Source organism: Bradyrhizobium sp. USDA 3256 (assembly GCF_054058275.1).
Window position 1 is genome coordinate 5,306,102 of record NZ_JBSSAE010000002.1, and the last position, 21,861, is coordinate 5,327,962.

The 21,861-nt window shown below is 64.1% G+C and carries 16 protein-coding genes; 12 read left to right on the top strand and 4 right to left on the bottom strand.

The window, feature by feature from the left end:
* Window positions 1-119 precede the first annotated feature (119 nt).
* From ACVWY5_RS27060 to ACVWY5_RS27075, 4 genes are all read left to right on the top strand, one after another.
* Window positions 120-791, top strand: coding sequence for a DUF4286 family protein (locus ACVWY5_RS27060; protein WP_028332669.1), 672 nt, complete (start codon window positions 120-122; stop codon window positions 789-791).
* A gap of 289 nt (window positions 792-1,080) precedes the next feature.
* On the top strand, window positions 1,081-2,880 hold the full coding sequence (locus tag ACVWY5_RS27065) for an FAD-dependent oxidoreductase (RefSeq protein ID WP_028332670.1): 1,800 nt from the start codon (window positions 1,081-1,083) through the stop codon (window positions 2,878-2,880).
* A complete protein-coding gene (locus tag ACVWY5_RS27070) occupies window positions 2,850-4,697 on the top strand; it encodes a 2-oxoacid:acceptor oxidoreductase subunit alpha (RefSeq protein ID WP_028332671.1) in 1,848 nt (615 codons plus the stop codon). The genes ACVWY5_RS27065 and ACVWY5_RS27070 overlap by 31 nt, the downstream gene beginning before the upstream one ends.
* Window positions 4,698-4,827: 130 nt before the next feature.
* Window positions 4,828-5,883 carry a 2-oxoacid:ferredoxin oxidoreductase subunit beta gene (locus tag ACVWY5_RS27075; protein WP_028332672.1) on the top strand — a complete coding sequence of 352 codons (1,056 nt, stop codon included), beginning with the start codon at window positions 4,828-4,830 and terminating at the stop codon, window positions 5,881-5,883.
* 291 nt (window positions 5,884-6,174) lie between these two features.
* Here ACVWY5_RS27075 and ACVWY5_RS27080 read toward each other — a convergent pair whose 3' ends face one another.
* The 4 genes from ACVWY5_RS27080 to ACVWY5_RS27095 all read right to left on the bottom strand — a co-directional run bounded on the left by ACVWY5_RS27080 (window position 6,175) and on the right by ACVWY5_RS27095 (window position 12,493).
* Entirely contained in the window at window positions 6,175-7,371 is a 1,197-nt protein-coding gene (locus ACVWY5_RS27080) for an ABC transporter substrate-binding protein (protein ID WP_038377248.1), read from the bottom strand.
* A gap of 252 nt (window positions 7,372-7,623) precedes the next feature.
* Entirely contained in the window at window positions 7,624-9,168 is a 1,545-nt protein-coding gene (locus tag ACVWY5_RS27085; RefSeq protein WP_028332674.1) for a SpoVR family protein, read from the bottom strand.
* 4 nt (window positions 9,169-9,172) lie between these two features.
* The gene (locus ACVWY5_RS27090; protein ID WP_028332675.1) at window positions 9,173-10,441 is read right to left on the bottom strand and encodes a YeaH/YhbH family protein; all 1,269 of its coding nucleotides are present in this window, start codon (window positions 10,439-10,441) and stop codon (window positions 9,173-9,175) included.
* Window positions 10,442-10,549: 108 nt separating this feature from the next.
* Window positions 10,550-12,493, bottom strand: coding sequence for a PrkA family serine protein kinase (locus tag ACVWY5_RS27095; RefSeq protein WP_028332676.1), 1,944 nt, complete (start codon window positions 12,491-12,493; stop codon window positions 10,550-10,552).
* 468 nt (window positions 12,494-12,961) lie between these two features.
* On the opposite strand from ACVWY5_RS27095, the gene ACVWY5_RS27100 reads away from it, so the two are divergent.
* The 8 genes from ACVWY5_RS27100 (at window position 12,962) to ACVWY5_RS27135 (ending at window position 21,763) form a co-directional block, all read left to right on the top strand.
* On the top strand, window positions 12,962-13,609 hold the full coding sequence (locus ACVWY5_RS27100) for a hypothetical protein (protein WP_321177520.1): 648 nt from the start codon (window positions 12,962-12,964) through the stop codon (window positions 13,607-13,609).
* Window positions 13,610-13,663: 54 nt separating this feature from the next.
* Window positions 13,664-14,110: a DsrE family protein gene (locus ACVWY5_RS27105; protein WP_028332678.1), complete on the top strand. Its 447-nt coding sequence runs from the start codon at window positions 13,664-13,666 to the stop codon at window positions 14,108-14,110.
* A 217-nt stretch (window positions 14,111-14,327) separates the two neighbouring features.
* The gene (locus ACVWY5_RS27110) at window positions 14,328-17,174 is read left to right on the top strand and encodes a bifunctional transaldolase/phosoglucose isomerase (RefSeq protein WP_028332679.1); all 2,847 of its coding nucleotides are present in this window, start codon (window positions 14,328-14,330) and stop codon (window positions 17,172-17,174) included.
* 12 nt (window positions 17,175-17,186) lie between these two features.
* The gene (gene gnd, locus ACVWY5_RS27115; protein WP_028332680.1) at window positions 17,187-18,170 is read left to right on the top strand and encodes a phosphogluconate dehydrogenase (NAD(+)-dependent, decarboxylating); all 984 of its coding nucleotides are present in this window, start codon (window positions 17,187-17,189) and stop codon (window positions 18,168-18,170) included.
* 28 nt (window positions 18,171-18,198) lie between these two features.
* Window positions 18,199-19,692 carry a glucose-6-phosphate dehydrogenase gene (gene zwf / locus ACVWY5_RS27120; RefSeq protein ID WP_028332681.1) on the top strand — a complete coding sequence of 498 codons (1,494 nt, stop codon included), beginning with the start codon at window positions 18,199-18,201 and terminating at the stop codon, window positions 19,690-19,692.
* 1 nt (window position 19,693) lies between these two features.
* Complete coding sequence (gene pgl / locus ACVWY5_RS27125; protein WP_028332682.1) at window positions 19,694-20,446, top strand: 6-phosphogluconolactonase; 753 nt, start codon at window positions 19,694-19,696, stop codon at window positions 20,444-20,446.
* A 28-nt stretch (window positions 20,447-20,474) separates the two neighbouring features.
* Window positions 20,475-20,963 carry a gluconokinase gene (locus ACVWY5_RS27130; RefSeq protein WP_051376029.1) on the top strand — a complete coding sequence of 163 codons (489 nt, stop codon included), beginning with the start codon at window positions 20,475-20,477 and terminating at the stop codon, window positions 20,961-20,963.
* Window positions 20,960-21,763 carry a Cof-type HAD-IIB family hydrolase gene (locus ACVWY5_RS27135; RefSeq protein ID WP_028332684.1) on the top strand — a complete coding sequence of 268 codons (804 nt, stop codon included), beginning with the start codon at window positions 20,960-20,962 and terminating at the stop codon, window positions 21,761-21,763. Before ACVWY5_RS27130 ends, ACVWY5_RS27135 begins: the two co-directional genes overlap by 4 nt.
* The last annotated feature ends 98 nt before the right edge of the window (window positions 21,764-21,861 follow it).

Below are 21,861 nucleotides of genomic sequence, written 5' to 3' on the forward strand. Positions count from 1 at the left end.
ACAGGATTGCAGCAATTGTGGCAATCCTTGGTCTGCGCTGCCGGGAACCGGCTTCCCTGCTCCACGCGATCGGGCGATATTGCGCGGATAAAACAGGCAAAACAAAAAAGGAGCACTCGATGCCAATCGCCGGACAAGGCATGCTGCTGACCTCGATGGATATCGACAGCTTGCACGAAGCTGAATTCAATCGCTGGTACGACCGCGAGCATCTCGAGGAACGGGTCGCCATCGACGGCTTCCTGGAAGCCCGCCGCTACGTCGCCCATGACGGCAAGCCGAAATATCTCAGCCTCTACTCGACCGCGACCTTCGATGTGCTCGAGAGCCCGGCCTATCGCAAGGCGCTCGCCAACCAGACCGACTGGTCGAAGGCCAATATCGCGCGCTTTCAGAACATGATCCGCGGGGTCGCGCGCATCACGATCAGCCGCGGCGTCGGCAGAGGTGCAGCGCTCGGTATCATCCGCCTGCGCCCGCCCGCCGAAGGCGCGGACAAACTTCGCGCTGCATTGCGGGAGCAACTCGATCCAGCTTCGCGCGACGGCATCATCTCGATGCACCTTCTGGAGAACGACCCTGACCTGTCGAAGCCGCTTACGCCGGATGCGGAGAAACCCGATCCCGGCGCGGGCGACTGGTTCGTGCTGATCGACGCCACCGACGTCGGCGCGCTCCCCGCAGCGGCCGCAGGCGTCACCGGCAATGCAGCCTTGAAGCCGCTCGTGGTCACCAGCGGCGTCTACAAGCTGTTGTGGGATATCGCGAAGAGCGACCTGCCGCGCGGGTAAGCCTGATCCGGAAACGTGCGGAGCGCTTTCCCGAAAAACATTCTCTCAAGCAAGCGTGGCGGTGCAGATCATGCTGCACTGCCACATAACGCAATCGAGATTAACGCTACACGCGCATCAGCCGCGCGAAAGCTGATGATCGGACAATTTAGCCTTTGCCTTCTCTGGAACGGCTCTAATAAGATAAGCCTATGATCCAATTCAAAAACCAGAACAACGCCACGTGAGCGTTCGTCGTCAACGATAAGGCCGCGCGGGTCTGGCATTTTCGCGCGGGTCAAAGGTAGGAATGAAACCGACTGATATCTCGGCGCCGGATTACTTCCACAAAGTAGTCGATTGCCAATGGGCCTGTCCCGCACACACCCCTGTTCCCGAGTACATCCGGTTGATTGCTGAGGGGCGTTACAGCGACGCCTACATGATCAATTGGCAGTCCAACGTGTTCCCCGGCATTCTCGGGCGCACCTGCGACCGTCCATGCGAGCCGGCATGCCGCCGCGGCCGCGTCGAGGACAATCCGGTCGCGATCTGCCGCCTGAAGCGCGTCGCGGCCGACTTCAAGGACGACATCAAGCATCGCCTGCCGAAGCCCGGTCCGAAGAACGGCAAGCGCGTCGCGCTGGTCGGCGGCGGCCCCGCCTCGCTCGCCGTGGCACGCGATCTCGCGCCGCTCGGCTATCACTGCACGGTGTTCGACGGCGATCCCAAGGCCGGCGGCATGATGCGCAGCCAGATTCCGAAATTCCGCCTGCCCGACAGCGTGATCGACGAGGAGACCGACTACATCCTGAACCTCGGTGTCGAGTTCAAAGGCGGCCAGCGTGTCGACAGCCTGAAGCAGCTGCTCGCCGAGAACTATGATGCGATCTTCGTCGGAAGCGGCGCGCCGCGCGGCCGCGAGCTCGACATCCCCGGCCGCAAGGAGGCCGCCGCCAACATCCATATCGGCATCGAGTGGCTGGCCAACGTGTCGTTCGGCCACGTCGACAAGATCGGCCGCCGCGTCATCGTGCTCGGCGGCGGCAACACGGCGATGGATTGCTGCCGCACCGCGCGCCGCCTTGGCGGCGAAAGCGTCAAGGTGATCGTCCGCTCCGGCTTCGAGGAAATGAAGGCCTCGCCATGGGAGAAGGAAGACGCGCTTCACGAGGACATTCCGATCCTCAACTACATGGTGCCGGTGGCGTTCAAGCATGTGGCCGGCAAGCTGATCGGCGTCACCTTCCAGAAGGTGAAGGCGGAGTACGACGCCAAGGGCCGCCGCAATCTGGTGCCCTCGGGCGAGCCGGACGAGACTGTGCCCTGCGACGATGTGCTCGTTGCGGTCGGCCAGGAGAACGCGTTCCCCTGGATCGAAGCCGATTGCGGCATCGAATTCGACAAGTGGCACATGCCGAAGGTCGATCCCAAGACGTTCGTCTCGACCAATCCGAAGGTGTTCTTCGGCGGCGATGCGGCGTTCGGGCCGAAGAACATCATCTGGGCGGTGGCGCATGGCCACGACGCCGCGCTCTCCATTCACCGATTGCTGTCCGGCGAGGACATCAACGAGCGCCCGCTGCCCGAGGTGCACGTCTCCTCGCAGAAGATGGGCATCCACGAGTGGAGCTACGACAACGACATCTCGGCCGACAAGCGCTTCAAGGTGCCGCATCGCGACAAGGTGGTCGCGCTGAAGGACATCCGCGCCGAGGTCGAGCTCGGTTACGACCTCAAGCTCGCGCTTGGCGAGGCGCAGCGCTGCCTGAATTGCGACGTGCAGACGGTGTTCTCCGCGCCGCTCTGCATCGAATGCGACGCCTGCGTCGACATCTGTCCGATGGACTGCATCAGCTTCACCGAGAACGGCGAGGAGGATGATTTGCGGCAGCGGCTGAAAGCGCCCTCGCCGCATCACGACCAGGCGCTCTACGTTTCCGGCGACCTCAAGACCGGCCGCGTCATGGTGAAGGACGAAGACGTCTGCCTGCATTGCGGGCTGTGTGCCGAGCGCTGCCCGACCGGCGCCTGGGACATGCAGAAGTACCTCATCGATATGGTTCAAGCGGGATCAACATGTCAGTCCAAAGCCCGATCAGCAGCGTAAACGACTTCGTCGTCCGCTTCGCCAACGTCAACGGTTCGGGCTCGGCTTCCGCCAACGAGCTGTTCGCGCGCTCGATTCTGCGCCACGGTGTGCCGGTCTCGCCGCGCAACATCTTCCCGTCAAACATCCAGGGCCTGCCGACCTGGTATGAGGTGCGCGTCACCGAAGACGGCCATCTCGGCGCCCGCGGCGGCGTCGACATGATGGTGGCGATGAACCCGCAGACCTGGGACAAGGACGTCGCCTCGATCGAGCCCGGCGGCTATCTGTTCTACGATTCGACCAAGCCGATGCCGTCGTCGAAATTCCGCGAGGACATCACCGTCATCGGCGTGCCGCTGACCGCGATTACCAACTCGACCTACACCGATCCCAGGCAGCGCCAGCTGTTCAAGAACATCATCTATCTCGGCGCGCTCTGCGCCCTGCTCGACCTCGATCCCAAGCTGGTCGAGCAGCTGATCGGCGAGCAGTACAAGGGCAAGGAGAAGCTGCTCTCCTCGAACGTCCATGCGCTGCATCTCGGCCGCGACTGGGCGCTGCAGAACCTGAAATGCCCGGTCGGGCTGCGGGTGAAAAAGTCCGACAAGGTCGGCGACCGCATCTTCGTCGAAGGCAACAGCGCGGCCGCGCTCGGCGCCGTCTATGGCGGCGCCACCGTGTGCGCCTGGTATCCGATCACGCCGTCATCGTCGGTGGCGGAAGCCTTCACCAGCCACTGCAAGAAGTACCGCCACGATCCCGAGACCGGCAAGGCGAAGTACGCCATCGTGCAGGGCGAGGACGAACTCGCCTCGATCGGCATCGTGATCGGCGCCTCCTGGAACGGCGCACGGGCCTTCACCGCGACCTCGGGTCCCGGCATCTCGCTGATGACCGAGTTCATCGGCCTGTCGTATTTCGCCGAGATCCCGGCCGTGATCATGAACATCCAGCGCGCCGGCCCCTCGACGGGCATGCCGACCCGCACCCAGCAGTGCGACGTGATCGCCTGCGCCTATGCCTCGCACGGCGACACCAAGCACGTGCTGCTGTTCCCGGAAGATCCGGCGGAGGCGTTCGAGTTCGCCGCGGCCGCCTTCGACCTCGCCGAGCGGCTGCAGACCACGATCTTCCTGATGCTCGATCTCGACATCGGCATGAACCACCGGCTGTGCCGGCCGCTGAAGTGGGACGACGCCAAGCAATATGACCGCGGCAAGGTGATGACGGCGGAGATGCTCGAGGAAGGCCGCGACTTCGGCCGCTATCTCGACGTCGACGGCGACGGCATCCCCTATCGCACCTATCCTGGCACGCATCCGACCAAGGGCTCCTATTTCACCCGCGGCACCTCGCGCGACCGCTACGCGCGCTATTCCGAGGAAGGCGCGGTCTACGCCGACAACATGCAGCGCCTGGTGCGCAAGTTCGAGACCGCGCAGGACATGGTGCCGCGGCCGCTGCAGGCCAATGCGGCGAAGCCGACCAAATACGGCGTGATTTATTTCGGCTCGACCTCGCCCGCGATGGACGAGGCGATCGGGATCCTGGAGGCGCGCGGCCACCAGCTCGACCGCATGCGCATCCGCGCCTTCCCGTTCCACTCCAGCGTCGCAAGCTTCATCGCCGACCACGACTTCGTCTACGTCGTCGAGCAGAACCGCGACGCGCAGCTCCGCCAGCTGATCGTCAACGAGAACGGCATCGACCCCGTCAGGCTGGTGCCGATCCTGCACTATGACGGCACGCCGATCACCGCGCGCTTCATCGCGGGCGCCATCGGCGACCACCAGGACCACCTCAAGGTGACCCCTCTCCGCAAGGCCGTGACATGATCGATCACCTGTTCTGTCCGCCGTCATGCCCGGGCTCGTCCCGGGCATCCACGACTTCCTTTCTCCCGGCCAAGACGTGGATGGCCGGGACAAGCCCGGCCATGACGTGGCGGGGAGCGCAGGTGCTGTCATGACCTACATTGCAAAGCCGAAGTTTCATCATCCCGGCCTGAAGAAGAACGAGCTGGGCTATACCCACCGCGACTACGAGGGGAAGATCTCGACGCTGTGCGCCGGGTGCGGCCACGATTCGATCACCGCCTCGATCATCGAGGCCTGCTACGAGCTCTCGATCGAGCCGCACCGGGTGGCGAAGATTTCCGGCATCGGCTGCTCGTCGAAGACGCCGGACTATTTCCTCGGCAATTCGCACGGCTTCAACTCGGTGCACGGCCGCATGCCGTCGGTGCTGACCGGCGCCAATCTCGCCAACCGCGACCTGATCTATCTCGGTGTCTCCGGCGACGGCGATTCCGCCTCGATTGGCTTCGGCCAGTTCGCGCATTCGATCCGGCGCGCCGTCAACATGACCTATATCGTCGAGAACAACGGCGTGTACGGCCTGACCAAGGGCCAGTTCTCCGCCACCGCCGACCGCGGCTCGAAGTCGAAAAAGGGCGTCACCAACACCGACAATGCGATCGACCTGGTCGCGATCGCGCTGCAACTCGGCGCCACCTTCGTGGCGCGCAGCTTCTCCGGCGACAAGACGCAATTGGTTCCCTTGATTGCCGCTGCGATCCGCCACAAGGGAGCGTCCTTCATCGACGTGATCAGCCCCTGCATCGCCTTCAACAACCACGCCGGCTCGACCAAGAGCTTCGACTATGTCCGCGAGCACAATGACGCGGTGAACCGCCTCGACGTGCTGGTCGGCCGCGATCCGATCAGCGTCGACTATGCGCCCGGCACCGTGCAGGTGGTCGAGCAGCATGACGGCTCGCGGCTGGCGCTGCGCAAGCTCGACGCCGACTACGATCCGCATGATCGCCTCGGCGCCATGACCTTCCTGCAGAAGCACGCGGCCAAGGGCCAGATCGTCACTGGCCTGCTCTATGTCGATCCGGACGCCGAGGATCTGCACACCCATCTCGACACCGTCGAGACGCCGCTCAACACGCTGGACGAACAGGCGCTCTGCCCCGGCTCGGCCGTGCTGGACAAGATCAACGCCAGCCTGCGCTGAGCAGTGGCAGCACACTCCATGTCGTCCCTGCGAAAGCAGGGACCCATAACCACGGATTCAGATCGTCGGGCTACGCTGGAATGACGAGTCCCGTTCACAACAGAAGCCGCGGCGTATGGGTCCCTGCTTTCGCAGGGACGACAGCGGAGTTGGTGACGGCACCTTGTTGCTCAAGACGTCGCCGACTTGCTGTTACAAATATGGCGTGAAGGACGGGCAACAAATTTTGCGTTGTCCCTGCCTAGTGCGCAATTGCGCACTAGGCAGGGACGATAGCGGAGTTGGTGACGGCTACTTGTCGCTCAAGACGTCGCCGAACAGCGCCCAGGACTTGCCGTCGAACCGCGCCATCTGGATTTGCCGGATCGGCGTCACATTGTCGGGCTCGGTCTGCACCTTGATGCCGGGCAACAGCATCGGCAGCTCGAGCGCCTTCAGATTGGTCGCCTGCTTGATGATGTTGGCACGGCTGTAGTCGCCGTTGCAGTTCTTCAGCACCGCCGTCATGACCTGCGCCACCGTGTAGCCCTGCACGTTGAAGAGGTCGCCGGGGCTCGCATTCGGCTGGTACTTCTTCATCCAGTCCGCAAACTCCTTCTGTGCGGGATCGTTGGCCCAGCGCGGATCGGTCGGATCCTTCAGATAGAGGCCGGTCACGACGCCGATGACGTTCTCGAGACCGGCCGGTTCAAGCACCGCAGAGACGGAATTGGAGACGGTCGGCAGGATGGTCAGCGGCTTCCAGCCCATGCTCGCCGCCTTGCGCAGCGCCTGGGCCGCGAATTTCGGCGTCGCCTCCGCGAAGAAGACGTCCGCACCGGACTCGCGCATCGTCACCATCTGGGAATCGATGGTGGGATCGGTCGTGAGATACGTGGTCTCGGCGACGATCTGGCCGACATGCTCGCCGAGCCCGTCCTTGAACCCCCTCAGATAGTCCTTGCCGGCGTCCTCGTTCGGCGTGATGACGGCGATCTTCGCATCCGGCTTGGTCTTCAGGATGTATTTTGCGTAGAGCCGGCCTTCGAGCTCGTAGGTCGGATTGAAACCGACCGTCCACGGGAACTGCTTTGGATCGTTCCAGCGGGTCGCGCCGGAGGACACGAACAGCTGCGGCACGTGCTTGATGTTGAGGTACTTCTGCACCGAGATGTTCGGCGCGGTGCCGACCGCGCTGAAGACCGCGAGCACCTCGTCCTGCTCGACGAGCTTGCGGGTCTGCTCGACAGTCTTCGACGGCGAATAGGCGTCGTCGAGACTCTCGAAGTCGATCTTGCGGCCGTTGATGCCGCCCTGATCGTTGAGCATCTGGAAATACGCGGCTTCGGCACGCGCGATGGTGCCATAGGCCGACGCCGGGCCGCTATAGGGCGCGGTGTTTCCTATTTTGATCGCGGTGTCGGCTGCCACGGACGGCGAGATCAAGGAGGCCGCGAGCGCGGTGAAGGCGAGAAAGCCCGCCAGGCGGGAGCGAGTTGACAAGAGCATATCCTTTTCTTGGTTTTCTTGACGCGGCGCACATTATCCATCGCGTGCGCGCAGGCAATCACCAAGAACGTCTCGCGAGATGTCCGCATGCCGGCAATCGCGCTCGCGCATAGGAACGCCATGCGCTTTCAAAGTCGGAATGTTGCCGGCATGTTCATGATGTGAGCCTTCGATAGACATGAAGGTTCACCGAGCAAGACTCGCATTCCGCGCGGCGGTGCGCGCCGCGCTCATGTCAGGAGAGCGTGATCCTCAGGCCGCGACCGCAGCCGCGCGCGGGCTGACGACGTATTCCTTCAGCACCTTGTCGGTGCCGTCGATCTCGGTCAGCGCGACGTCGTAGGACCACAGATCGGCGAGGTGTTGCAGCACGCGCCGCGCGTCGGTCTCGTTGAGCTGCGCGCCCTTCACGGTGGTGTGGCGCAGCATCAGGCGACGATCGCCGTCGAGATCGACATCCATGACCTCGATATTGGCGTCGACGAAGCCGACGTCGTATTGCCGCGCCAGCTCGCGGCGGACCCGGCGGTAGCCGCGCTCGTCGTGGATCGCGTCGACCTTGATCCCCTGGCTTTCCGCGGGGTCGTCGTGCAGGTGGAACATGCGGAAGCGCCGGATCAGCGCCGGGCTGAGGAACTGGTTGATGAAGCTCTCGTCGCGGTAGTTGCTCCAGATCTCGCGCAGCACGCCCTCGACGTCGCCCTTGCCGGCGATGTCGGGGAACCACTCGCGGTCCTCGTCCTCCGGATTTTTCACGATCCGCTCGATGTCCTGCATCATGGCGAAGCCGAGCGCGTAGGGATTGAAGCCGGAATAGCGGCGGTCGTCGAATTCGGGCTGGAACACCACATTGGTGTGCGACTGCAGGAATTCGAGGAAATTGCCGTCGGTGATCCGGCCCTGCTGATGCAGCCGGCTCATGATGCGGTAATGGACGTAGGTCGCGGTGCCCTCGTTCATCACCTTGGTCTGGCCCTGCGGGTAGAAATACTGCGCGATGTGGCGAACGATGCGGATGAGCTCGCGCTGCCAGGGCGCAAGGCGCGGCGCGGTCTTCTCAAGGAAATACAGGATGTTCTCCTGCGGCAAGCCGAGCAGCGCGCGGCGGCGCTCGGCCGTGAGCGTAGCCTTGCTCTTGGCCTTGGTGTTCGGCACCGTCCGCCACAAATCGTTGAACACGCTTTCCTCGTGCTGCCGGCGCTCGCCGGCCCGCTTCTCCTCGGCACGCAAATCGAGCGTCTTCTTTCCGGGATAGCGGTCGACGCCATGCGACATCAGCGCGTGCGCGGCATCGAGCGTCCGCTCCACCGTCTCGCGGCCATGGCGGTCCTCGCAGACCGCGATGTAGCCCTTGGCGAATTCCAGATAGTCGAGAATGCCGTCGGCGTCCGTCCACTGCTTGAACAGATAGTTGTTCTTGAAGAAGTGATTGTGCCCGAACGCCGCGTGCGCGATCACCAGCGTCTGCATTGTCGCCGTGTTCTCCTCCATCAGATAGGAGATGCACGGCGAGGAATTGATCACGATCTCATAGGCCAGGCCCATCAGGCCCTTGCGATAGGACGCTTCCTGGAACGCGAACTGCTTGCCGAATGACCAGTGCTTGTAGAACAGCGGCATGCCGACCGAGGAATAGGCGTCGAGCATCTGCTCGGCGGTGATCACCTCGATCTGGTTGGGATAGACGTCGAGCCCGAGCTCGGTGCGCGCGATTTTTTCGCAGGCGTCGTGAACCCGCTGCAAGGTCTGGAAATCCCAATCGGCGCCCTCGAACAGCCGTTCCCCGGAAGAACCCATCACGCTACACCCTTTCCTGCTTGCTGCGGCGCTTGAACAGGTCCTGGAACACCGGGAAGATCTCGCCGCGCTCGCTCACCTTGCGCATCGACAGCGGCGCGCCCTCGTTGCGCAGACGCTCATAGAGCGTCCAGAGCGAGGAGTCCGGCATGTCGAAGGTGTAGTTGGCGGCTTCGCCGACCTCGAGATAGGCGAAGAACTGGCAGACCGGCAGGATCTTGTCGGTCAGGAGGTGACCGGTCAGCGCGCTGTCCGAGGTCATGTTGTCGCCGTCCGAGGCCTGGGCGGCGTAGATGTTCCAGTCGGCCGGACGGAAGCGGGTGCGGACGATATCGTTCATCGCGACCAGCGCGCTCGACACCAGCGTGCCGCCGGAAGCCGGTCCGTGGAAGAAGGTATCCTCGTCGACCTCCTCGGCGCGGTCGGTGTGGCGGACGAACACGATCTCGACGTGCTTGTAGCGCCGCTTCAGGAACACGTAGAGCAGCATATAGAACCGCTTCGCCAGATCCTTCATGTGCTCGGACATCGAGCCCGATACGTCCATCAGACAGAACATCACGGCCTGCGCCACCGGCTTCGGCACCGTCTCGAACCGGCGGTAGCGGATATCGATCGGATCGATGAACGGGATCCGCTTGGCCTTGGCCTTCAGCGTTTCGAGCAGCGCCAGCAGCTCGCGGCGCCGCGCATCGTCGTCGCATTCCGCAAGCTCCGCCTCGAGCGCCTCGATGTCGTCCTTGCGCGGCCGGCGCAGTGCCACGCGCCGCGCAAGCGCCCGGCTCACCGTGCGGCTGATCGAGATGTTGGCGGGCGAGCCGGAGGTCGCATAGCCGGCGCGTTGAATACCTTCGCTTTCGGTTTCCGCGAGCTTGCGCTTGGCAAGATCGGGCAGTTCGAGGTCGTCGAGGAAGAGATCGACGAATTCGTCGCGGCTGAGCACGAAGCGGAAGGCGTCCTCGCTGTCGCCCTCGCCTGCGCCGGAGCCCTTGGCGCCGCTTTGGTTCGGGCGCTGCAGCCAGTCGCCCTCGACGAACTTCTTGTTGCCGGGCAGCACCATGTCACGCGTGCCGCCCTCGCGCCGGAACCGCGGCTCATCCATGCCGTCCAGCGGGATTGTCACTTCGCCGCCTTCCAGGACATCCTTGATGTCCCGGTCCTGTGACGACTTCTTGACGGCCCCCTGCACCAGCGCCTTGGCGCGCCGCAGGAAGCGCTGGCGGTTCTCCAGGCTCTTGCTACCCGGATTCAACCGCCGATCGACGATATGCATGACCACGTTGCATCTGCCTCACCGGATGCGATCATGACAGTCGCATCGCATTTTATTGGACAGGACGAGACGAAACGGAAAGCCGGTGCCGGCTTTCCGGATCGCGCATTAGCCGGCCTGCTTCACCCGCATGTACCACTCGACGAGCCGGCGGACCTGGCGCTCGGTATAGCCGCGCTCCACCATCCGCTCGACGAACTCGCCGTGCTTCTTCTCGGTCTCGCCGTCCTTCTTGGAGCCGAACGAGATGACCGGAAGCAGATCCTCGACCTGTGAGAATATCCGCTTCTCGATCACGTCGCGAACCTTTTCGTAGGAGGTCCAGCTCGGGTTCTTGCCGCCGTTGTGCGCCCGCGAGCGCAACGAGAACTTGACGACCTCGTTGCGGAAGTCCTTCGGGTTGGCGATGCCGGCCGGCTTCTCGATCTTGGTCAGCTCCTGGTTCAGGAGCTCGCGGTTCATCAGCTGACCGGTGTCGGGATCCTTGAAGTCCTGATCCTCGATCCAGGCGTCGGCGTAGTCGACATAGCGGTCGAACAGGTTCTGGCCGTAGTCGGCGTAGGATTCCAGATAGGCCTTCTGGATCTCGTTGCCGATGAACTCGGCATAACGCGGCGCAAGGTCGGCCTTGATGAATTCGAGATAGCGCTTCTCGGTCTCATCAGGGAGCTGCTCGCGGCGGATCGCCTGCTCGAGCACATACATCAGATGCACCGCGTCGGCACCGACTTCGGTAGTGTCGTGATTGAAGGTCGAGGCCAGCACCTTGAAGGCAAAGCGGGTTGATGCGCCATCCATGCCCTCGTCGACGCCGGCAGCGTCCTTGTACTCCTGCACGCTGCGCGCCTTGGGATCGGATTCCTTGAGGCTCTCACCGTCATAGACCCGCATCTTGGCAAACAGCGTCGAGTTCTCGTGCTTGCGCAGACGCGACATCACCGAGAAGCGGGCCAGCGTTTCCAGCGTCGCCGGCGCGCACGGCGCGGCGGCGAGCTCAGAGCCCTGGATCAGCTTCTCGTAGATCTTCTGCTCCTCGGTCACCCGCAGGCAGTACGGGACCTTGATGACGCAGATGCGGTCGATGAAGGCCTCGTTGTTCTTGTTGGTCTTGAAGCTCTGCCACTCGGCTTCGTTCGAGTGCGCGAGGATGATGCCGGTGAACGGGATCGCGCCGATATTCTCGGTGCCGATGTAGTTGCCCTCCTGCGTCGCGGTCAGCAGCGGGTGCAGCATCTTGATCGGCGCCTTGAACATCTCGACGAATTCGAGCACGCCCTGATTGGCGCGGTTGAGGCCGCCGGAATAGCTGTAGGCGTCGGGATCGTTCTGGGCGTAGGTCTCGAGCTTGCGGATGTCGACCTTGCCGACCAGCGAGGAGATGTCCTGGTTGTTCTCGTCACCCGGTTCGGTCTTGGCGACCGCGATCTGGCGCAGCCTCGAGGGCTGGATGCGCGCGACGCGGAATTGCGAGATGTCGCCGCCGAAGGCCTCGAGCCGCTTGTAGGCCCAGGGCGACATCAGCCCGCTCAGCCGGCGACGCGGGATGCCGTATTTCTCCTCGATCATCGGCCCGAGCTGCTCCGGATCGAACAGCCCGAGCGGGCTCTCGAACACCGGCGAAAGCTCGTCACCCGCCTTCAGCACGTAGATCGGATGAACCTCCATCAGCGCCTTGATGCGCTCGGCGAGCGATGACTTGCCGCCGCCGACCGGCCCGAGCAGATAGAGGATCTGCTTGCGCTCTTCGAGGCCCTGCGCGGCGTGACGGAAGAAGCCGACGAGGCGCTCGATCGTGTCCTCCATGCCGTAGAAGCCGGCGAAGGCTGGATACGACCTGATCGTACGGTTCAAAAAGATACGGCCAAGGCGTGGGTCCTTGGCCGTGTCGATCATCTGGGGCTCACCGATTGCCGCCAATAACCGCTCGGCCGCATTTGCATATCGCATCGGATCACTTCGACACGACTCCAAATACTCGGCCATCGACATGTCGGTCTGGCTTCGCGCTTCAAACGACCTTGCGAAGGCGTTGAACAAAGAATCGTTGTACATGATCCCTCTCTCCACGATATGTATCGCCGCACGACTGACACGAGTCGTAACAAGAGCGTCCTAGGATCGAATCAGCGTCGGCACGCTGGGTCCATTGGACACTCGACCGACTCAGTTCGGCAATGCACGGCGCGTGCAGCCTCTGCCTTATCAACAGGCAGGAAGCTTAATGGTTCATCAATATCCCCTTGTTTTTGGTGGCTGTAACCCCTTCGCCACATCCGTGGTTTACCGGGGCCCAGGCCTCCGAAGCGGACATCCGAGCAGGGCAACTTCCCCGTCCGGCGATGAACGTTGGCTTCCCTGAAAAAGTGTGACCGTTCAGCCGTGGCGTCAAGATGCACGCGTCACAGACTCGCATGAACAAACGTTCAGCCGCCGTTGAACGTGCCTCCGTGTCGCCGCGACTAAGGCAACGAGCCCGCGCAGTTCCGCGCGGCACCATTGCCGCGCTTTAAAGATGACACCTTGGAGGCGCTGGCTATTCCCGAGCCGGTCTTGAAGCAGGCGCTCCTTGTTGTCGCACTCGCAGCCGCCGCCCATGCCGGCGCGCCGTTAACCGTTCAGGCGCAGGAAGGCGTCGACGAGGCCGCGGCGGCCGCCTTCGACAACAGGATGTTCGCCGGCCCGCCCGGCGTGAAAGCCTATGCCTGCTTCGTGCGGCGCTACGATGCAAATCATCTGGCGCAGCATCCGAAGCAGAAGGTCAGCGCGATGACGCTTCTGGTGTCAGCGGAAGCCGCTCCGGAGGACAAGGCCACCAACTATTCATTCCGGCTCGGCGTCGCGTATCGCCACCGCCCTGGCAATTTCGAGTCCAGCGGCTCCTGCAATCATGCCATCGCGGCCGAATCCGGCCACGAAATACGCTTCGAATGCGGCGTGGATTGCGAGGGCGGCGGTATCACCGTGGCGTTGTCCAAGGACAATAGATCCGCGATTGCGCGCCTTGGCCGCATCATGGTGTGGAATCGCAACAAGCCCGACGACGATGCGGGCGAAGCGCTGTTCGCCGCCGCCGACGACAAGACCTTTCGCGTCGATCGCCCGGCCTTGAGCGAATACGCCGAACTTGTGACCGACCGCAAGGAACTCGCTGCGCTCCGCCACAAATGACAGGTTTGCCCAAAGGGACAACACTGGATCAACAATAATTGCGCGAGAGACGCCATGCACCGACGCAGCATCCTCTGGGGCACCGTCTCGGCGATCGGCGCCGTCTTGGCAGCGTCCCGGACCGGCGCCGCCACCGAAGCACCGCTGCAAAAGCTGAAGGTGGTCTATCACCTCGATGACCTCGACAAGGTCAATTTCGTGATCGGCAACATCCAGAACCATCTCGACGGCGTCGGCGGCCCCGGCAATGTGACGATTGCGCTGGTGGTGCACGGCCGGGCGCTGAAGGCGTTTCATTCAGCAGCCGCCAATCCCGAGCTGTCAAAACATGTCGCGCGGTTCACCAAGGATGGGATCGAGTTCGCCGCCTGCGGCAACACCATGAAATCGCAGAACATCGGCCTCGCCGACTTGCTCCCCGGCTTCGTCGCCGCCGAGCGCGGCGGGGTGGTCCGCCTCGCCGAGCTGCAATCCCAGGGTTACCTCTACCTGCGCCCCTGACGCGCGGTCCTGCGCCGCAACACGTCATAAAAATGTGCTGAGATGGGGGTCTGCTCGCACCTGCGTCCGAGGGGATCGAACTGTTGTGAGTGGCGTTATCCCTTGGAAATGCTGATATTCCGCCCGGGGCTCCCGCCATGTTGACAATCCCCCTCCGCCCCCGAAAGCTGCCCGGGAACCCAAAAATCGACCCTCGATCGAACGAGAACAGACACCCATGAACCCCGTCAAAGCACTCGAAAATCACCGCCAGGCCGTCTGGCTGGACTTCCTCGCCCGCGGCTTCGTCGCCGACGGCGACCTGAAGCGGCTGATCGAGACCGACGGCGTCAAAGGCGTGACGTCCAACCCCTCGATCTTCGAGAAGGCGATCGGCAGCTCGGACGAATATGACGGGGCGATCGGCAAGGCCCTCAAGAACGGCGACCGCTCGGTGGCCGACCTGTTCGAACACCTCGCGGTCGAGGACATCCAGCACGCCGCCGACGTGCTGCGCCCGGTCTACGACCAGAGCCACGGCGGCGACGGCTTCGTCAGCCTCGAGGTGTCGCCCTATCTCGCGATGGACACCAAGGGCACGATCGCGGAAGCCGAACGGCTCTGGAAGGACGTCCACCGCAAGAACCTGATGGTCAAGGTACCGGCGACGCCCGAGGGCCTGCCGGCGATCGAGTACCTGATCGGCGAAGGCATCAGCATCAACATCACGCTGCTGTTCTCGCAGAAGGTCTATCGCCAGGTCGCCGAGGCCTATCTCAAGGGTCTGGAGAAATACGTCGGCAAGGGCGGCGATCCCTCCCATGTCGCGAGCGTCGCGAGCTTCTTCGTCAGCCGCATCGATACCGCCGTCGACAAGCAGCTCGACGAGAAGATCGCCAAGGCCAACGATCCGCACGAAAAGGAGCGGCTCGCGGCCCTGAAGGGCAAGGTCGCGATCGCCAATGCAAAGCTCGCCTATCAGGACTACAAGCGGCTGTTCGCAGGCAGCCGCTGGGACAAGCTGACGGCCAAGGGCGCCAAGCCGCAGCGCCTGTTGTGGGCGTCGACCGGCACCAAGAACAAGGACTATAGCGACGTACTCTATGTCGAGGAGCTGATCGGCACCGACACCGTCAACACCGTGCCGCCGGCAACGCTCGATGCCTTCCGCGACCACGGCAAGGTCCGCGACAGCCTCGAGGAGAATGTCGAGGACGCCCGCCGCGTGCTGGAGGAGCTGGAGAAGTCCGGCATCTCGCTCGATGCGATCACCGAGGAGCTGGTCAAGGACGGCGTCAAGCTGTTCGCCGACGCGGCCGACAAGCTCTACGGCGCGGTCGCCCACAAGCGCGCCACCTCGCTCGGCGGCGGCATCGACCGCCAGAAGCTCGCGCTCGGCGCCACCATCGAGAAGGCGGTCGAGAAGAGCACCGAGGAATGGCGCGCCTCCGCCCGGATCCGCAGGCTCTGGCACAAGGACAAATCGGTCTGGACCGGCGACGACGAGGACAAATGGCTGGGCTGGCTCACCAGCGCAGCCACCGCTGATGTCGCCGACTACGAGGACTTCGCCCAGCGCGTGAAGGGGCAGAACTTCACCGATGCGGTCGTGCTCGGCATGGGCGGGTCGAGCCTCGGGCCGGAGGTCCTGGCCCAGACCTTCCCGCACCGGTCCGGTTTCCCGCGGCTGCACGTGCTCGACTCCACCGATCCAGCGCAGGTGCGCGCGATGGAGGAGTATGTCGACATCGCAAGGACGCTGTTCATCGTCTCCTCGAAATCCGGCGGCACCACCGAGCCGAACGTGATGAAGGATTATTTCTTCGATCGGGTGGCGAAGGCGATCGGCAAGGACAAGGCCGGCCACCGCTTCATCGCGGTGACCGATCCGGGCTCGTCGCTGCAGAAGGTCGCGATCAAGCAGGGCTTTGCCCGCATCTTCTACGGCGACCCGGCGATCGGCGGCCGCTATTCGGTGCTGTCGCCGTTCGGTCTGGTGCCGGCGGCCGCTGCCGGCATCGACGTCCGCAGCCTGCTCGGCCATGCGCTCGCGATGGTGCGCTCCTGCGGTGCCGACGTGCCGCCGCAGGAGAACCCGGGCGTGCAGCTCGGGCTCGCGATGGGCATCGCCGGGCTCGAAGGCCGCGACAAGGTGACGATCTTCGCTTCGCCGGACGTTGCCGATTTCGGCGCCTGGGCCGAGCAGCTGATCGCGGAATCGACCGGCAAGGACGGCAAGGGCCTGATCCCGATCGAGGGCGAGACGATTGGCGACGCCACGGTCTACGGCAACGACCGGTTCTTCATCGATCTGCGTACCGATAACGAGAACGACGCCGCCCATGAGGCCAAACTCGCGGCGCTCGAGGCCGCCGGCCATCCCGTGGTTCGGATCGTGATGAAGTCGATCGACCATATCGGCCAGGAATTCTTCCGCTTCGAGATCGCGACCGCGGTGGCCGGCTCGATCCTCGGCATCAACCCGTTCAACCAGCCCGACGTCGAAGCCGCCAAGATCAAGACCCGCGAACTGACGGCAGCGTTCGAGAAGACCGGGTCGCTGCCGGCTGAAGAGCCGGTGGTGTCGGCGGACGGGGTCGATCTCTACACCGACGCGCAGAACGCCGAGGAGCTGCGCCAGGCCGGTGCGAACGGCGATCTCAACTCCTGGATCAAGGCGCACCTCTCGCGCTCCGGCAGCGGCGACTATGTCGCCCTGCTCGCCTATATCGAGCGCGATGGCGACACCATCGACGCCATGCAGGCGATGCGGCTGAAGGTACGCGACGCAAGACACCTTGCGACCTGTGCCGAGTTCGGCCCGCGCTTCCTGCATTCGACCGGGCAGGCCTACAAGGGCGGCCCCGACAGCGGCGTGTTCCTGCAGGTCACGACCGACGATACAGCGGACCTGCCGGTGCCCGGCCAGAAGGCGAGCTTCGGCGTGATCAAGGCGGCGCAAGCGCGCGGTGATTTCGACGTGCTCACCGAACGCGGCCGGCGGGCGCTGCGCGTGCATCTCAAGGGCGATCTCAGCTCAGGGCTCGCGGCGCTCGATGCCGCGATCTCGGCTGCACTGAACTGACGGAGGCGAGGGATGCAACTCGGCATGATCGGCCTCGGGCGGATGGGCGGCAACATCGTCCGCCGCCTGATGACCCAGGGCCACACCACCGTGGTCTACGACAAGGATCCGAAAGCCGTCGCGGCGCTCGTCGCCGACAATGCGACCGGCTCCTCGTCGCTGGAGGATTTCGTCCTCAAGCTGGAGGCGCCGCGCACCGCCTGGGTGATGCTGCCGGCCGGCAAGATCACCGAAGCCACCATCGAGGCGTTGTCGAAGCTGATGCAGCCGGGCGACGTCATCATCGATGGCGGCAACACGTTCTGGCAGGACGACGTCCGCCGCGGCAAGGCGCTCAGGGAGCGCGGGCTGCATTACGTCGATGTCGGCACCAGCGGCGGCATCTGGGGCATCGAGCGCGGCTACTGCATGATGATCGGCGGCGACAAGAAAGTGGTCGACCGGCTCGACCCGATCTTCAAGACGCTGGCGCCCGGCATCGGCGACATTCCGCGCACCTCCAGCCGCGAGGGCCGCGATCCGCGCATCGAACAGGGCTACATCCACGCCGGCCCGATCGGCGCCGGGCATTTCGTCAAGATGATCCATAACGGCATCGAATACGGCCTGATGCAGGCCTATGCCGAAGGCTTCGACATCCTGAAGAACGCCAATATCGAGGCGCTGCCGGCCGAGCATCGCTTCGACCTCGACATCGCCGACATCGCGGAAGTCTGGCGGCGCGGCAGCGTGATCCCGTCCTGGCTGCTCGACCTCACCGCATCGGCGCTGGCGCAGAACCACACGCTCGACAATTATTCCGGCTTTGTCGAGGACTCCGGCGAAGGCCGCTGGACCGTCAATGCCGCGGTCGACGAAGCCGTGCCGGCCGAGGTGCTGACGGCCGCGCTCTACACGCGCTTCCGCTCGCGCAAGGATCACACCTTCGCGGAGAAGATCCTCTCGGCGATGCGCGCAGGTTTCGGCGGCCACAAGGAGCCGCCGAAAAAGGCATAAAAGCTCGAAGAGAACCGCGGAAGGTCACGTGCAGAAGAAACCCGACCCTTGCTCCTTCATCATTTTCGGCGCCACCGGTGATCTGACGCACCGGCTGGTCATCCCGGCGCTCTACAATCTCGCCGCCGGCAATCTGCTGCCGGATAAATTCTGCGTCGTCGGCATCGCCCGCAAGGGCATGTCGAGCGACCAGATGAAGGACAGCCTGATGCAGGGGCTGCGCAAATTCGCGACCCGGCCGCTCGATGAGGCGGTCGTCACGCGGCTGTTCGAATGCGTCACCTCGATCGAGGCCGATCCGGGCGATCCGCCCTCCTTCGATGCCATGAACGAACGGCTTGACAAGCTCGAGACGGCGCGCGGCACCGGAGGCAACCGGCTGTTCTATCTCGCGACCCCGCCGCGAGCGTTCCTGCCGATCAGCCAGCAGCTCGGGCGCACCGGCATGCTGGAGGAGAACGGCGCCTGGCGCCGGCTGATCGTCGAAAAGCCGTTCGGCACCGATCTGGCATCGGCCAAGGCGCTGAATTCAGCGCTGCTGAAGCTGATGGACGAGCACCAGATCTACCGGATCGATCACTATCTCGGCAAGGAAACCGTCCAGAACATCCTGGTGCTGCGCTTCGCCAACGGCATGTTCGAGCCGATCTGGAATCGCAACCACATCGACCACATCCAGATCACCGTGGACGAGAAGCTCGGCGTCGGGCATCGCGGCAGCTTCTACGACGCCACCGGCGCGCTGCGCGACATGGTGCCGAACCATCTGTTCCAGCTGCTGTCGCTGGTGACGATGGAGCCGCCGGCGCGGTTCGACGCCCATGCGGTGCGCTCCGAAAAGGCCGAGGTGCTGAGCGCGATCCAGACCCAGAGCGAACAGGAGGCGCTGCACAATTCGGTGCGCGGCCAGTACCGCGCCGGCCGGATCGGCGACACCGAGATCGAGGACTTTCTCAAGACGCCCGACGTCAGGCCCGACAGCTCGACCGAGACCTATGCCGCGCTGAAGCTGACCATCGACAATTGGCGCTGGGCCGGCGTGCCGTTCTACCTGCGCACCGGCAAGGCGCTGACCACCAAGCGCACCGAGATCGCGATCAAGTTCAAGCAGGCGCCGTTCGCGATGTTCCGCGACACGGCGGTCGATCGGCTGTCGCAGAACTACCTCGTCATCTCCACCGAGCCGACCGAGGGCATCGAGCTGCAGTTCAACACCAAGGTACCCGGCCCGACCATCAACATCGACGGCGTCGAGATGAAGTTCCGCTACAAGGACTACTTCAAGGCCGAGCCGTCGACCGGCTACGAGACGCTGATCTATGACTGCATGATCGGCGACAACATCCTGTTTCAGCGCGCCGACAGCGTCGAGGCCGGGTGGCAGGCGGTGCAGCCTTTCATCGACGCCTGGAAGAGCGCCGGCGGCCGCGGCCTGCAACCCTACAAGGCCGGCAGCGAAGGCCCGGAGGCCGCCAACGCGCTGCTGACGCGCGACGGCCGCAGCTGGCGGAAGCTGGGCTGACATGACCGCGAGCCGCGAGCGCCAGATCATCACGGTCGCCGATCCGGCGGCACTGGCGCAGGCGGCCGCCGAGCGGGTGATCGCCCGGATCGCTGAGAACCCTGGCCGGATCGCGGTGTGCCTCACCGGCGGCTCCAGCCCCAAGGCGCTCTATCAGCTGCTGGCGACGCCCGACTATCGCCAGAGGATTCCGTGGGACCGCATCGACTGGTTCATCGGCGACGAGCGCCTGGTGCCGCGCAAGGACAAGCTGCACAACATGAGCATGGCGCGCCAGGCCTTCCTCGACCGCTGCGCGCCGGCCGCCAATGTCCATCCGATCGCGACCGACACCGCCGATCTCAGGGATCCCGACGTCAGCGCGGCGCTGTACGAGAATGAGCTGATGGCATTCTACGGCGCCGAACAGCTCGATCCGAAGCGGCCGCTATTCGACCTGGTGCTGATGGGCATCGGCCCCGACGGTCACACCGCTTCGCTGTTTCCGGGCTATCCCGCGGTCGAGGAAACCCGGCGCTGGGTGGTCGGCGTGCCCAAGGCCAATGTCGAGCCGTTCGTGCCGCGCGTCTCGCTGACCCTGCCCGCCCTCGCCTCGTGCCGCGAGATGCTGTTCGAGGTGGCGGGCGAGAACAAGCGCGCGATCTTGACGCGCCTCTTCGCAGGCGAGAACCTGCCGGCAAACCGCGCGCGATCGCTAGGCGAGACCGTCTGGCTGATCGATCAGGCCGCGCTGCCGGAGGACTTTCGTGGGTGACGGACAAAACCCCTGCGCATTGGTCGTGATGGGCGTGTCGGGTTCGGGCAAGAGCACCATCGCTGACCGCCTGGCGATCAGGATCGGCTGGCGCTTCGAGGACGGCGACAGTTTTCATCCGCCAAGCAATGTCGCCAAGATGCATTCCGGCCAGCCGCTCACCGACGAGGATCGCTGGCCCTGGCTGCGCGCGATCGCCTACGAGATCGACCGCACCTGCGGCGTCCGCGAACGCGCCGTCATCGCCTGCTCCGCGCTGAAGCGTGCCTATCGCGACATCCTGGTGCAGGGCCGCGACGATATCCGCATCGTCTTCCTCGACGGCTCGCAGGAGCTGATCGCCACGCGGCTCGGCGCGCGCAAGGGCCATTTCATGCCGCCGGGGCTGCTCGCCAGCCAGTTCAAGACGCTGGAGCCGCCGACCCCGGAGGAACGCCCGATCACGGTTGCGATCGACCGTCCGGTCGAAACCATCGTCGAAGACATCGTCACTCAACTGAAGCTGGACCGCCCATGACCCGCATCGCCCTTGTCGTATCCGATGTCGACGGTACGCTGCTCACCAAGGACAAGACCTTGAACGACGGCGCCAGGGCGGCGGTGCGCAGGCTGCACGAGGCCGGAATCGGCTTCACCATCGTCTCCAGCCGGCCGACGATCGGGATGGGCTTTCTGGTTGCGCCGCTCGCGATCACGCAGCCGATCGGCGCCTTCAACGGCTCTTCGATCGTCGATCCGCAGCTCAAGCCCCTCGAGCAGCATTTGATCCCGGCCGCAGTCGCAAAACGCTGCATCGACATGCTGCGCGAGCGCGACGTCGACATCTGGCTGTTCACCAATGACCGCTGGCTGACGCGGAATCCTGACGGCGAATACACCGCGCACGAGCAGCACACGATCAAGCATGATCCGACCATCGTCGACGATTTTGCGCCCTATCTCGATCAGGCCTGCAAGATCGTCGGCGCGAGCTCGGATGCGGCCCTGCTGCAACGCTGCGAGGCGGAGATGCAGCAGTTGGTCGGCCGCGATGCCACCGCGGTCCGCTCCCAGACCTACTATCTCGACGTCACCCCGCCGGGCCACGACAAGGGCACCTTCGTCGAGGGCATCGCGAAGCGCCTTGGCGTGTCGCTGGAGAACGTCGCCACGATCGGCGACATGCAGAACGATCTGCCGATGTTCGCGCGAAGCGGCGTCTCCTTCGCGATGGGCAATGCCAGCGATGACGTGAAGGCGCGCGCCACCCATGTCACCGAGACCAACGAGCGCGACGGTTTCGCGCGCGCGATGGACACGGTGTTGCAGCTTCGCTGAGGCGTGCGGACGATCGCCCCCCGTGATCGAACGCGGGGCGCAGCGTGATCGTCGTTACAGTCCGCTACATCCGATCGCGTCACACTGAACAAGTTTCC